This is a genomic window from Bacillus cereus group sp. RP32, assembly GCF_040459735.1.
In the GTDB taxonomy this organism is placed as follows: Bacteria; Bacillota; Bacilli; order Bacillales; family Bacillaceae_G; genus Bacillus_A; species Bacillus_A wiedmannii.
The window spans coordinates 2,171,775-2,185,295 of sequence record NZ_JARVHO010000001.1 but is presented as its reverse complement, the minus strand read 5'-3'; the positions used below and the strand labels follow the sequence as shown (position 1 = coordinate 2,185,295).

The following is a 13,521-nucleotide window of genomic DNA, read 5'->3' as shown; positions in this document are numbered from 1 at the left end:
CCATAAGTTTTATAATTATGTTTTCCTGATCCTACAGGAAGAATAGCGTATTTTTTCATTTTAGGGAGATTACTTATCTAATGATAAAGGGGGATTTACGTGTATGGAAGCAACATTTACAGTAAGTAAATGGGATGAAAAACTAATTGATGATACTAGAAAAGATTTCCCTATTAATATTGCCCATGTTGAATATGCTATTGATGGGGAATTAAAAGGAAAAGCTTTTGTTGAATACTTATTATATTATTTAGACTCAAATATAAATGATGGTCACTTGGCTACTGCTAAAATTTCTGGATTTTTACACTTTGAAGGAATTTATAAGGGGCAACAAGGGACATTTACAGCTATAGAGCAAGGAATATTCGATAAAGGAAATCTAAATTCCCCAGGAACAATTATTAAAGCTACTGGTAACTTAGAAAATCTGAGAGGGTCCTATAATTATCAGTTTACAGGTCAAACCAGTAAACTAATTTTAGAGTTTGAATTTCAGCAAAATATCCTATAATTTAGTGGAAAGGACATTTCTTGTAATACTAGGAATGTCCTTTTTTTGTTGACAAGCTTATTCAACTATTCTTCTATTAGTTAAGAAAAGAACAGAGTATATTACATAACGTCTTATTATCAGTATTCAGCAATGCATAAAATTTTCGTTATGGGGGGAATTAAAAATCTAAGCCCGAGAGGCATGTGTCCCCCACCTATTCATTACTTTTCCTACTAACTAAAGAATAATCCCAGAAAAACTCCCCTGCATAACTTCTTTTTCAAGTTGATTCCTACATATAAACATCGCAATAATTTTTGTACGATTTTTTTCATCGGGCTCAAATTGTTCCATAGTTACGTCACAACGAATCGTATCACCGCTAAAAACAGGACGTAAAAATTCAAAATCCATCTTGCGAGCTAATACGTTATAATCACCGCCAATTTTTGTAGGCAATGTTGATGTTAACAGTCCTTGTACAACGAATCTCCCCTGCTCATCTGGTGTAACATGATGAACACCTTCATCTTTCGATACTTCCGTAAATAACGCAACATCTTCTTTTGTAAAAGTTCGTTCAAAGGTGATTTTTTCTCCTACTTTCAATTCCATCCATACCCCTCCTCAAAAACACTTTTAACATAAGAAAAACCGAAACTATAATCATTTCGGTTTTTCAATCTAACGAAGTCTATATTTACTTTAAAGAATGTACAAACAACCCGCTGCGCAGTTTTGGTTCAAACCACGTTGATTTTGGCGGCATAACTTCTCCAGTGTCTGCGATTGCTAATAAAGCTTCCATTGATGTCGGATATAATGAAAACGCTGCTTTATATTCACCGCTCTTTACAAGGCGTTCTAGTTCTTCTACTCCGCGGATTCCTCCGACAAAATCGATGCGTGAATCAGATCGCGGGTCGTGTATTTCAAGTACTTGGCTTAATAAATGATCTTGCAGAATAGATACATCTAAACCTTTAACGAGATCATTCGCATCAAACGTTTCCTCTTTCACTGTGAGTCTATACCATTTCTCGTTTACGTACATACCAAATGTTTTTGGCTCATTTGGTTTATACGGAGAAACAGCTGCTTCTTCTACATAAAAGTATTGTGCAATTTGCTTTAAAAACTGTTCTTCTGATAAGCCGTTTAAATCTTTCACAACTCGGTTATAGTCCCAAATGGATAATTCATCGTGAGGGAATAAAACAGATAAGAAGAAATTAAACTCCTCTTCTCCTGTGTAATTCGGATATTGTTCTCTTCGCATAAGCCCTACTTTTGCAGCTGATGCAGAGCGATGATGTCCATCTGCAATATAAAGATTAGAAATATCTTCAAATGCGTTTACTAAAGTAGCAATTACATCCTCATCAACTATTTTCCAGGCAACATGCTCCACGCCATCTTCTGCTGTAAATGTATAGATTGGCGCATGCTCTTCTTTCCAGCTTGCAATGATACGTTTCACATCTTCTTTTGTACGATACGTTAAAAAGATAGGCCCCGTATTTGCATCACACACATCTACGTGGCGTATACGATCTAATTCTTTTTCGTGACGCGTTCTTTCATGTTTTTTAATTGTATCATCTTCATACTCATCAATAGATGTACAAACGACAAGACCTGACTGCGTTCTTCCTTGCATCGTCAGTTCATAAATGTACAGTGCTGGCTCTTCATCTTGTATGAATACTTCTTCTCGTATAAATCGATTTAAATTTTCACCCGCTTTTTCATATACACGATCATCGTACGGTGAAAGTGCCGGGTCTAAATCAATTTCTGCTTTATCAACGTGTAAGAAAGAATACGGATTCCCTTTTACAACCTCTCTTGCCTCTTTACTATTTAATACGTCATACGGTAAAGCTGCAACTTCCGCTGCTTTTTCTTCTACTGGACGAATGGCCCGAAACGGTCGGATTTTTGCCAAGTTTTCCTCTCTCCTTTACACAATCATTCGAACGGCTACAACACCTGTAATTTTGCTTATATTTTCCACAATGTTCTCTTTTATTATATCATCAATTCCGTTATCAATATCAATCATTGTATACGCCCAAGAATGTTTACTACGATTAATCATATCCGCAATATTAATATGATGTTCTGCTAAACATCCTGTAATTTGTCCTACCATGTTCGGAACGTTTTGATGCATGATTGTAATACGTTTCTTTCCGATATAAGGGAGTTCAACATTTGGATAGTTTACTGAATTACGAATATTTCCTGTCTCTAAATATTCACGTAATTGGCGCGCTGCCATGAATGCACAATTTTCTTCTGATTCGGACGTAGATGCACCAAGGTGAGGCGTCGCTGTTACATTTTTCATCTTTATCACATTTTCATTCGGGAAATCTGTTACGTAATGCGTAATAACATCTTCTTCTAACGCTTTTTGAAGAACATTTTCATCTACAAGTTCTCCTCTAGAGAAATTGAATAAACGCATACCTTTTTTCATCTTCTCTACAGCGTGTTCACCAATAATTCCCTTCGTTTGATTCGTAAGAGGAATATGAAGTGTAATATAATCACATGTTGCGAAAATTTCATCTAAACTAAATGCTCTTTGTACATGTGTAGAAAGGCGCCATGCTGTTTCAACTGAAATGTAAGGATCATATCCGACAACGTCCATCCCTAAAGCTAACGCATCGTTCGCAACTAAAGCACCGATTGCGCCGAGGCCAATTACACCTAGACGTTTCCCTGCAATTTCTGATCCAACGAATTGTTTTTTTCCTGATTCAACAAGCTGCGGTACTTCTTCACCCTCTAAATTTTTCGTCCAGCTTACACCGTTAATAATGTTACGTGAAGACATAATAAGGCTGGCGATAATAAGTTCCTTTACTGCATTGGCATTAGCTCCTGGTGTATTAAATACTACAATCCCTTCTTCTGTACATCGCTCGACAGGAATATTATTTACACCAGCACCAGCTCTTGCAATAGCCTTTAAGTCTTTTGAAAATTCTTCTTGATGTAAAGAATAGCTCCGAAGTAAAATACCGTCTGGGTGGTCCATTCTATCCCCTACTTCATAGCGCTCTCCGCTAAGTACTTGCAAACCTTTTTCTGCAATTTGATTTAACGTTTGAACACGAAACATATCCCCATCTCCCTATCTATTCTCAAGCTCAAATTCCTTCATATAATTTACTAATTGCTGTACGCCGTGCACTGGCATCGCATTGTAAATACTAGCGCGCATACCACCGACTGAGCGATGTCCTTTTAACGTAACGAGGCCGCGTTCTTTCGCTTTTTGTAAAAACTCATTGTTCAGCTCTTCTGACGGTGTTGTAAACGGAATGTTCATAAGTGATCGATACGTAGGATCAACTGGTGAAGTAAACAATTTTGATTCATCTAAGAAATTATAAAGAAGTGAAGATTTCATTCTATTCTGTTCTTCAATCGCAGATACGCCGCCTTGCTCTTTTAGCCACTCTAGTACAAGTTTCGTTACGTAAATACTAAAGGATGGCGGTGTATTATATAAGGATTTATTTTTGCTGTAAGTTTCATAGTTTAACATCGTAGGACAAGAGCGATCTGCACCCCCAATTAAATCTCTTTTTATAATTGCAATCGTTAAGCCCGCTGGCCCTAAATTCTTTTGCGCTCCCGCATATATAAGACCAAACTTCGTAACATCATATTGTTCTGATAAAATATTTGAGGACATATCCGCAACGAGCGGTACTCTATCTAAACGTGGAATGTCCACATATTTCGTACCCTCAATTGTATTGTTCGTTGTAATATGTATATAATCTAGTTTTTCATCATTTGGTAAACCATCCAGTTTAGGAATTGTAGTAAACTTCTCTTTTTCAGAAGAAGCAAGCACTTGTACTTCCCCTATTTTTTCAGCTTCTTGCATCGCCTTTTTAGACCATGAGCCAGTTAATACGTACCCTGCTTTCTTGTACATATTCATTACATTTAACGGTATCATAGAGAATTGTAATGACGCACCGCCTTGTAAAAACAGTACTTCATACTCATCAGGAATGTTCATTAATTCACGAATTAGGCTACTCGCTTCATCTATAATACTTTGAAAATAAGAAGATCGATGACTCATTTCCATAATAGACATGCCTGTCCCGTTATAATTTACAAGCTCCTTTTGCACTTTCTCTAAAACTGGCAAAGGGAGTATTGATGGTCCAGCTGAAAAATTATATACTCTCTCCATCACCCTGATAACCTCCCTATTTCTTATTTTTATTAATTTTTAAACTTTCTGAATTATAACCTAAAATATAATACGTGGTCAATTTGTTTTCTATTATTACGGCGTAAGACGCAATGGAATCGCTTGCATGTGCAAACTACTTTTTATAAACATACAAAAAAGTGTTAAGTACATAATCGTACTTAACACTCTAGTAATAAAGTATAATTGCTAATTGTCCGTGAAGAACCGATCAAAAATTTGATAAATAGCAGAAAGACCAATGAGCCAATAAATAGTGTCCACAAGCGCCGGCATAGAACCAAACCATTTCTCAACTACATTGTAATCTAACGCTACAAACAACCAATTCAAACCGCCAAGAATCACCAAAATTACTGTAAGGTAAGACAAAAATTTCATTATGATTGCCCCCTAGGTGATAAGATGGTGAAAGGCCTTTCACTAGAAATATATGTGGTAAAATTCAAAACTTACCTATTTAATAAAAATTATTTTCGGTACCAGCCGTTAATAACTGCCTCTGCTTCTTTACTATGTATTTGATACGCATGCGTACTATTATGAGAGCCAATAAACCAAATTGAAAAACCTTTAAAATATGGTTTTGGTTCTAATACATCTCGGTAAGCACGCCATCCGTTTAATTGTACGTCCTTTGAAAGCACATTAGATACATCTGGATTCCACGGATTTTGTAGTCCAAGTTCACGTGCTGGAACATTAAATCCACCAAAATAAACCGGTTTTCCTGTTGCATTATGTAATTGTTCTAACTGCTGCACAACATTTTGCCCACGATTATATACTGTTGTGGCAAATAAACTTTGCTTCACTTCTTCGTATGATGGATTTCTCTTTCCTGAAACTTCAAACCAACTATCAATACTAACAATATCCACCTTTTTTAAATATGGACGATTTATTTTTTCTATAAACTTCGCTTCATAAGATGGATCAAAGCTTGCTGTTAACCACCAATTCATTTGATACAAAACATTTCCTTTATACTGCTGACGGACGAAATCAATCGTATCGCTCCAATATCCTTCTGCATATTCCATATTCACAAAATTAGAAGCAATCTTGAGCCCGTACACATTGTATTTACTTGTAATTGAATTAAAGATGTCTTGTAGAATAACCGTTTTCCAATTCCAGAAGAAATCATTAATATTACTCGGATTCCATTCCGTTTCCCCAACATTTCCTTGCTGAATATATGGGAACGGCTCCACAATAACTTGAATATTACGCTTTAATAATTCTTGAATTAAAAGAATAGCCTGTTGCTTTTGCGCTTGATTAATTACCATGTTCGTAGAAGTTACATTCGGAATATCTACCTGAATGGGTACATTTACTGTATTTAAATTTAAGCGCTCTACATCAGCTAACACTTTCGCCACATTTCCAACTTCCCATACCGTTACATTTCCTGATTTGATTTTTCCAGGTTGAACAGTATTTACATCTGCCTGTACATTTCCTTGAAAACAAAAAGAAAACAACATAATAAACACCCCTAAAAAACTTACTAAACTCTTATTTTTCTTCACAACTTTCCTCCTATAATTTTTGGCATTCTTGCTTATTCTATACAATGTTTCACATATATTCCACAAGAATATTTAATGAAATTTCATCAATAAAAATGCTATTCACCCTTTATCCATATCTTATTCATACTAACCTCCTAAAAATAGTAAGGTAAATAAAAAAAGAGCGTATTTCCGCTCCTTTTTTATCTTTTTACAATTGAAGTTATTTAATTTTTTCTGATACCCTAACCGAATCTATTTTTTCGTATAATTAAATTTTTATACTCAGAAATGTATTAAAAAATTTTTATCTATATTCGCTTTTTGTTTGTATTACTTTTACATTTACTTCATTATTTATCTTTATGGCGAATCTATTTGTTCCTTTCATCTGTATGTGATAACTTTATTGATGTTTCATAATTAAATCGTTTCATTTTGTTCTCTAAAATGAAAAACCTACTATCAACTTAGATGATAGTAGGCTTTTCAGATTATTGAAAGACTAATACCGTTCAGGTTTAAATTTAACTGCTCTATATATTCTTGTAAGAGCTTTGATTAATTCTTTACTATAAAAATCAGTTCGCTTATTACACCTATTTTTGATATGGAATAAAAGAGATACAAGACCTAATAAAACATTTAATATGCATACAAAATGGTAGCGGAGAGCTTCGTTTCCCCACAATATTTTCAATGATATATTTAGGCATTTTTTCTGATGTTCTACATTTGTTTGATACTCTTGTTTTTCGTGATTACTCATTTTCCGCCTTAAACCTTAAAACGTTATATATGATTATAACAATTAATATACTTCTATTTAAGATAAAATACTATTAGGAAAATAAAGAGATAAATTTAGCCCTTTATGTAAGAATCAATTTTCTAAACCATTTCTCTAAATCCTCTTCATTCTGTTCAAAATTTTCTTCCAGTTCACTATTCAATATGATCTTAAGCAATAATTCTCGAATTGCATTATCTAACTCTATAGCAAGTTCGAGAGCATCTGCGTATCTTTTTTCTGACATAGACTGTCCATGAATTACAGTGGAACGAATGGCATAAGACTTTTTCACCAATAAAAAATAGCCTTCTCTTTGTTCCAATTGATCAGACATAAGTCTAGCAAATCTCTCCGAAATTTTATGTGTAATTTCGTCACGACCAGTTGTAAATAAACACTCTAAAATTGTACAATATTTCATTATTTTCACAGGAACATCCGTTTCATGTCTTGCAGCCTGAAGAAAGTAAAAAGCCCGCTGTACCCTTAATGATTTAACTTTGTATGGCCCATCAGCTATCTGCTTTCCAATATTATCGTTATATTCCGGATTTAACAGTTTATAATATTGAATAGCTTCATTTATTTCCTCTATGGAAAACATAGTATCATTAATTAATCCATTTGATTTAGAAGATAAAAATGCTGCATTGCTACTTGTAACCGAATAAAAATTCTCTTTTGTGCCTGTACCTATAAATCCTGATTCTATATTTACACTATGATCTTTAACTAACCATAATGCTACCGTAAATATATCTATTTTCTTATAAAAGAATTAATGTAATAGTAATTTACTTCACCCGTAATTGCATGGCTTTTAAAAGTTTCTTGAAGTTGCTTTAATTCTCCAGTTTGATACATATACGTACTATTTCGTAAAGATTCAAATTCAAGGAAACCGATTGTACGAGTAAATTCTTCATTATTAAAAAGTTGATTAAATGTAGCCAAACTATTAGATAATCTCATATTGTCATCATCAATTAGTTTCCCTTTATTGAGAGTTGATAAAACATTAATATTATAGATTTTCGCAACCATTTTATAATTCAATATTATAGGACCTCCAACCAACCTTATATTTTAATTACATTATATACCACTCGTTAAATTCATTTAATTATATATTAAAAGCGGATTTATTGTAAAATTGATATTTATTATTAAGAGCGTAAGAATAAGTTTCAAATTCATATATCCCCTCTTCTCTTATAACCGCTAAAAACTACACTCATATCTTTAAAGGTCTTTAATAATATTAGATGTATTATCATTAGATAAAGAACATGTAAGTTTAAATAATATTAAAAAAAAGATAAAAGGACTGGATTGTCGCCAGTCCTTTTATCTACATGAAAATTCCCGTTATTCCAAAAACTATCATAATGCGCTTATCAGTAGTTATATATTACTTCCTATAAATATCCCCAAACACCGTACGACCATCCATTTCTATCGTTTTAGTCTTAATACCATTCTCAAATGATTCTATTTTTTTTGCATAATATCCTTGTGAACGATACTTATACCCATTAGTCAACTCTCCAAATAAAATCCATTGTAAATTATCTACACACATATTTATTTTATTGTAAGCATAATGAATTTCTATGTTCGAAGTAACTTCATTATTTGAAGTTACTGGAATATTCCCTATGCCCGCTCCATATATCTCATCTTGTAATGAAAGAAATAAGCTAAATGCTTGTATTCTATCCCTAGTTTGATTAATATCTTCAATTTTCTGCATACGGGCATCAATCTTTTCAATAAGTCTCTTATGTATTTTATATATTCTATTCGCAATGACTTCTGAAGAAACATTTTCATTTAAACCATAAGGATATATTCTTTCTATCCCTTCTATCTTTGGATTAAAACATTTCAATATTTTTCTTTTTTTAGCTTTAGTAAAATTAAATGCGCATTTATATTCTTCTACACATAACTTTAGCTCTTCCAGATCATGTCTTTTTAGTATTCTAATAATTTCCATCATTTTTTCAACATACATGTCATACTCAATAATTATATCTCTGAGTCTTTGATCAACTTCAATTACATCATCACTAAATCTACTTTTTCTAATTTCCGGATGCTTCTCTAGCACTTCTTTAAGTTCGTTTCTAGACTTAAATGATTCTACTTTTCTAAATTCCTTATTATACTCTCTGATTTTTCTTTTCATTTTTTTAGGTGCAGTGCGTACAAAATCATCTAATGTCTCGTTGATTTTTCTTTTATTTTTATTATCTAAGTATTCGAAATAAAAATTCCGTTCTTTTTTATAATAGTCTCCTTCATGTTCTAGAAAAGGAATCTCTTTATATATTTTCTGAATTTTGTTGTTTTCACGAAGAATTTTTCGTATTTTCTCCGCTTTTTCTGAGTTATACTCATTTAAATAAAATATCATTGCAACAATTGCACTGCCCAATACTCCTGAAGAAATTGTCGTGATAAAGGATCTTATTTTTTCAACATCTATATTAGAATGCACTCCCAACTTATATTCAATAGCATTTCCAATATACAGCATTATATCGGTAGATATAAAATTAAAGATTGAAAATATAATAAGCATGATAAATATTATACCTAAGGCTATTTTTACATGTTTTATTCTTAATATCATATCTCATCCTCCTATTTTATATGATATGAATTGTTAACTTGATATGCACAAATAAGGAAAGGCGTATGAATGTATCCTAAAATCATCCTATACCTTTAATCATTCTAGCAAAATCATTTATTAGTTATGATATCTTACATTATATCGTAAATTCCGAATGTATTGAATATATGTGTTTTCATTATTAATAAATACTTTCCGATTATATACCTATATTTTCTGACTCTTGATGATAAATTGTTTACTGATTACCATATCTTAAATCCAAATATTATAATATAGAATTATCCTTAATGCAACCCTTTCTAAAATTATTTATTCTATCATTCTTAATTAACACGCTAATATGATCAATATATAGGATAAACACGACAAGATAATAAAAAACCAAGCGAATTAACTTAATATTTTGTATTTTATTAGAAAACAAATTATACTCTCTAAAAAAGCATTTTCAGTTTGTTATACCGATAATAAATGGAATTAAAATACTTCTAAAGAATGTGGGAATAAATAATGATTGCTTCAATAAAGAGGAATAAGTAAATTACAAAATTGTTAAATGACTGGTACATAGAGATTCGTCCCAGACATACGGGGGAAGCTCACAAATTAAATTGCGAGATAGATCAAAAAACACTTAATATTGAAGAAGACCAAAATCTACTTTTATAATTACCTTTTAGATTTTCGTCATCAATACTTGATTGATAGTTTAAGTATTGAGAAAGATAGTTTCGATAAAGTTGATTCAATTGGAGTGGAGTACCAGAGCATCAATTTTTATCATACTACTATTTCTTTAAAACTATGCATTCAAATATTACTGGTAACTTCATAAGTGTAAAGGAACATTATAACGAGGCCGAAGCACTATTAAATCATATTCCTGATGAAATTGAACACGCTGAATTTCATTTCAAATAATCGACCTTCCTTTACTATATTTATAAGCTTCTTGCAGCAATTAAAGAAGCTATAAAAGCTATAGAAACCTTTAAAAAGCATGCAGGATATGAAGCTACTATTGCACTATGTGATAATTTAATCGGCTTGGCTTGTACACATTTAAAACAATTTGAAGAAGCAGAAGAACACAATGTAGAAAAGGAGGCTTTAAAATGAAAAAATTAATTTTCAGCTTAATTGGAATTACAGCTGCATTCACAATGTTGTTTAACTCTGGTAATGTAGATGATTCACAGAAAGCACTTAGCGAGGATAAAATTGTACAATATGCTCATGGCCATACTGGTGGATGATATGTTTAAAATAAAATCATTGAATCTTATCCTCTAAAATACAAAAGCCTACTATCCACTTAACTGATAGTAGGCTATTAAAATTATTTAAGAACTGGGTTATATTCTAATTTATAATTTTTTATCAGTGAAAATATTATCACTTCGGCTCTAAATTTAACACTTTCCCCTCTATCCCCTCCGTATTCAATGTAGTCGTATGATACGTTCCGTTTACCCAATCATCGATTTGATCATGATACCAATCGCTTCTAAAATGTCCTGATTGTCCTGGCCCTACAATATGATAACCGTTTGACATATCTTTCGTATCAATAACGAATCGCCAAGAAGCTCCGTGATTGACAATACCGTTATCTCCGTAACTCGCTGCTTGAACGGTAACTTGGCTGCCGCCAATTGGAACTGGTTTTTCGCGATTAAATGCAAGTAACGCTAACATACTAGATGATTTTGAGATTGGATGTGTAAAAGCAAGTTGATGGTAATCGCCCCACTTCCACTCCGCAACATCAGGTCCATATTCCTTCTGTAATTTCTTCATTACATTTTCATACGATGTATGCACAACTTTCGTGAATCCTCCGTACTTCGTAAACCAAGCGCCGTTTTCTCCTGCTACTTCTTTTCGAATCAATTCATCAACAACTTGTGACTTCCCTTCAAATAACTCCATCACATCTCTCGGTATTTCTTTTGAAAATAACGTATTTGAAATCTCTTTCATTAACAAATGGAATATTAATGGTGCCGCTTCATCTTTACTATCGTAAAAATTCCACTTTGTTAATTGTTTTACGCCTTCTTTCTCTACTTCATTTAAAGATGCTTTATTTAACTCTTTTAACAATATAGGAGCAAATTCTTTCCCGTATAAATTTTTTTGATCCATCTGTAACTCTTCTAAATCTTTCACCGTATACTTTTCTTTCTCTTGTAAAAATTCTTGAATACGCATTTGCCTATATGGCTGTGCCCACGTATTACTAATATGGTACGGATAATTATCATCTACAATTTTATTATTCGCAGTTGAAATAAACCCTTGTTTTGGATTTATTACTTTTGGCAGTTGATCATATGGGATATACCCTTCCCATTCATATTCATCTGTCCACCCTGGCACTGGCAAACTCCCATCACCTTTTTTACGCACTGGTATATTTCCATTTGCTTTATAAGCAATTGTGCCGTCATTTGATGCAAATACAAAGTTTTGAGTTGGAGTATGAAAATCTTGAAGTGCCGTTTCAAACTCATTCCAATCTTTCGCTTTATTCATATTTAATACAGCCTTTAATTCAGCGGAAGGTTCCAAAGCAGTCCACTTCAAAGCGAATACTGTTTTTGTTTTCTCTTTTCCTTTATCCGCAAACTCTGAAATAACTGGACCATGCCTCGTAACCGTCACATTATACAGAATTGTTTTCCCGCCTTTTACTTTAATAGATTCATCAACAACTGTAGCTTTTTCCCACTTATCGTTATACAAAAATTCATTTTCATTATTGGGATTCCGCTTCTCAATATATAAATCTTGCACATCAGGACCTGTATTCGTAACGCCCCATGCTATTTTGTCATTGTGACCTAATATAACACCTGGTACTCCTGCGAAAATAACGCCACTCACATGTAAATCTTTCATTTCGAGTTGCGATTGATACCAAATTGAAGGCGTCGCAAGAGATAAATGAGGATCATCCGCTAAGATTGGCTTACCAGACGCACTTTTCTCACCGCTTATGACCCAATTATTACTACCATTAATCTCTGGCGGAATAATCGTTTTTGCAAAACTTTGTGCTACATTCACATTTGTATTTTTCAGTTCAGCTAGCAATCTAGGCGCATCTTTCGGATATGTAGGAAATAGCTCATTTGCTTGCTCTTTCGGCAAATTTTTCAGCGCCCAATATCGAAACGCCTGTCCGTGCCAATGTCCACCTAAATCAAACGCCATATACTTTCCAATCGTTAACGTATCAACAATAGACCATTCAGCAGGCTCATAGCCTAATATAGTAAACTCAACTGGCAATTTCTTTTCCTCTTTTGCCTCACGTATAAAAGCGTTCACTCCATCAGCAAATGACTGCAAGGTATATTTCGCTTCCCCGTCATATTGACTAACAGACGCTTCGGCTGCTCGTCGTAAACCGAGTGTTCGAAACAATTTATCTCGATCAACAGCTGCTTCCCCTACAACTTCACTCAACATCCCAGAAGCTTGCCTTCTACTTAAATCCATTTGAAACAAACGATCTTGCGCTTGTACATACCCTTGCGAAAAATATAAATCATGTACATTTTCCGCTTTAATATGCGGTACCCCTTTACTATCTCGCTTTACTTGAACAGCATGTTGTAAATCCTCTAGCTTTATCGTCCCATCTATCTTTGGCACAGAACTAAGCGTATATATGTTCAAAAAAATCACTGTACAAATAACTACCAAAAGAACGATACTACTAGACCAAATAAAAATTTTCTTCCCTCTAGTTCGTTTCTTCTTTATGACGACTTCCATATAACCCCTCCTTTCTCAAACTATTCGCTT

Annotated in this window: 13 protein-coding genes; 3 read left to right on the top strand and 10 right to left on the bottom strand. The window is 33.3% G+C overall.

Features of this window, described 5'->3' with window-relative positions; genetic code table 11:
• Nucleotides 1–103 precede the first annotated feature (103 nt).
• Nucleotides 104–514 carry a DUF3224 domain-containing protein gene (locus QCI46_RS11310; RefSeq protein WP_353840268.1) on the top strand — a complete coding sequence of 137 codons (411 nt, stop codon included), beginning with the start codon at nucleotides 104–106 and terminating at the stop codon, nucleotides 512–514.
• Nucleotides 515–733: 219 nt separating this feature from the next.
• On the opposite strand, the gene QCI46_RS11305 is transcribed toward QCI46_RS11310, so the two are convergent.
• The 9 genes from QCI46_RS11305 to QCI46_RS11265 all read right to left on the bottom strand — a co-directional run bounded on the left by QCI46_RS11305 (nucleotide 734) and on the right by QCI46_RS11265 (nucleotide 9,699).
• The gene (locus QCI46_RS11305; protein ID WP_353840267.1) at nucleotides 734–1,111 is read right to left on the bottom strand and encodes a hotdog family protein; all 378 of its coding nucleotides are present in this window, start codon (nucleotides 1,109–1,111) and stop codon (nucleotides 734–736) included.
• Between the two features lie 85 nt (nucleotides 1,112–1,196).
• Nucleotides 1,197–2,444 carry a DUF1015 domain-containing protein gene (locus QCI46_RS11300; RefSeq protein ID WP_353840266.1) on the bottom strand — a complete coding sequence of 416 codons (1,248 nt, stop codon included), beginning with the start codon at nucleotides 2,442–2,444 and terminating at the stop codon, nucleotides 1,197–1,199.
• Between the two features lie 15 nt (nucleotides 2,445–2,459).
• The gene (locus QCI46_RS11295) at nucleotides 2,460–3,632 is read right to left on the bottom strand and encodes a 3-phosphoglycerate dehydrogenase family protein (RefSeq protein ID WP_353840265.1); all 1,173 of its coding nucleotides are present in this window, start codon (nucleotides 3,630–3,632) and stop codon (nucleotides 2,460–2,462) included.
• A gap of 12 nt (nucleotides 3,633–3,644) precedes the next feature.
• Complete coding sequence (gene serC / locus QCI46_RS11290) at nucleotides 3,645–4,727, bottom strand: 3-phosphoserine/phosphohydroxythreonine transaminase (protein WP_353840264.1); 1,083 nt, start codon at nucleotides 4,725–4,727, stop codon at nucleotides 3,645–3,647.
• Between the two features lie 210 nt (nucleotides 4,728–4,937).
• On the bottom strand, nucleotides 4,938–5,129 hold the full coding sequence (locus QCI46_RS11285; protein ID WP_000670803.1) for a DUF378 domain-containing protein: 192 nt from the start codon (nucleotides 5,127–5,129) through the stop codon (nucleotides 4,938–4,940).
• A gap of 89 nt (nucleotides 5,130–5,218) precedes the next feature.
• Entirely contained in the window at nucleotides 5,219–6,286 is a 1,068-nt protein-coding gene (locus QCI46_RS11280; protein ID WP_353840263.1) for a glycoside hydrolase family 113, read from the bottom strand.
• A gap of 854 nt (nucleotides 6,287–7,140) precedes the next feature.
• The gene (locus QCI46_RS11275; RefSeq protein WP_353840262.1) at nucleotides 7,141–7,665 is read right to left on the bottom strand and encodes a hypothetical protein; all 525 of its coding nucleotides are present in this window, start codon (nucleotides 7,663–7,665) and stop codon (nucleotides 7,141–7,143) included.
• 155 nt (nucleotides 7,666–7,820) lie between these two features.
• Entirely contained in the window at nucleotides 7,821–8,117 is a 297-nt protein-coding gene (locus QCI46_RS11270) for a hypothetical protein (RefSeq protein WP_353840261.1), read from the bottom strand.
• 355 nt (nucleotides 8,118–8,472) lie between these two features.
• The gene (locus QCI46_RS11265; protein WP_353840260.1) at nucleotides 8,473–9,699 is read right to left on the bottom strand and encodes a hypothetical protein; all 1,227 of its coding nucleotides are present in this window, start codon (nucleotides 9,697–9,699) and stop codon (nucleotides 8,473–8,475) included.
• Nucleotides 9,700–10,254: 555 nt separating this feature from the next.
• On the opposite strand from QCI46_RS11265, the gene QCI46_RS11260 reads away from it, so the two are divergent.
• Both QCI46_RS11260 and QCI46_RS11255 read left to right on the top strand, forming a co-directional pair.
• On the top strand, nucleotides 10,255–10,374 hold the full coding sequence (locus tag QCI46_RS11260) for a response regulator aspartate phosphatase (RefSeq protein WP_353840259.1): 120 nt from the start codon (nucleotides 10,255–10,257) through the stop codon (nucleotides 10,372–10,374).
• A 446-nt stretch (nucleotides 10,375–10,820) separates the two neighbouring features.
• On the top strand, nucleotides 10,821–10,961 hold the full coding sequence (locus QCI46_RS11255; protein ID WP_353840258.1) for a hypothetical protein: 141 nt from the start codon (nucleotides 10,821–10,823) through the stop codon (nucleotides 10,959–10,961).
• Nucleotides 10,962–11,100: 139 nt separating this feature from the next.
• Here QCI46_RS11255 and QCI46_RS11250 read toward each other — a convergent pair whose 3' ends face one another.
• Nucleotides 11,101–13,491: a penicillin acylase family protein gene (locus QCI46_RS11250; protein ID WP_353840257.1), complete on the bottom strand. Its 2,391-nt coding sequence runs from the start codon at nucleotides 13,489–13,491 to the stop codon at nucleotides 11,101–11,103.
• Between the last annotated feature and the right edge of the window lie 30 nt (nucleotides 13,492–13,521).

Excerpts from the sequence above, each read along its gene's own strand:
- QCI46_RS11310 (WP_353840268.1), top strand. The coding sequence starts at position 104 with ATGGAAGCAACATTTACAGTAAGTAAATGGGATGAAAAACTAATTGAT.
- QCI46_RS11265 (WP_353840260.1), bottom strand. The coding sequence starts at position 9,699 with ATGATATTAAGAATAAAACATGTAAAAATAGCCTTAGGTATAATATTT.
- QCI46_RS11250 (WP_353840257.1), bottom strand. The coding sequence starts at position 13,491 with ATGGAAGTCGTCATAAAGAAGAAACGAACTAGAGGGAAGAAAATTTTT.
- QCI46_RS11285 (WP_000670803.1), bottom strand. The coding sequence starts at position 5,129 with ATGAAATTTTTGTCTTACCTTACAGTAATTTTGGTGATTCTTGGCGGT.
- QCI46_RS11305 (WP_353840267.1), bottom strand. The coding sequence starts at position 1,111 with ATGGAATTGAAAGTAGGAGAAAAAATCACCTTTGAACGAACTTTTACA.
- serC (WP_353840264.1), bottom strand. The coding sequence starts at position 4,727 with ATGGAGAGAGTATATAATTTTTCAGCTGGACCATCAATACTCCCTTTG.
- QCI46_RS11255 (WP_353840258.1), top strand. The coding sequence starts at position 10,821 with ATGAAAAAATTAATTTTCAGCTTAATTGGAATTACAGCTGCATTCACA.
- QCI46_RS11275 (WP_353840262.1), bottom strand. The coding sequence starts at position 7,665 with ATGTTTTCCATAGAGGAAATAAATGAAGCTATTCAATATTATAAACTG.
- QCI46_RS11295 (WP_353840265.1), bottom strand. The coding sequence starts at position 3,632 with ATGTTTCGTGTTCAAACGTTAAATCAAATTGCAGAAAAAGGTTTGCAA.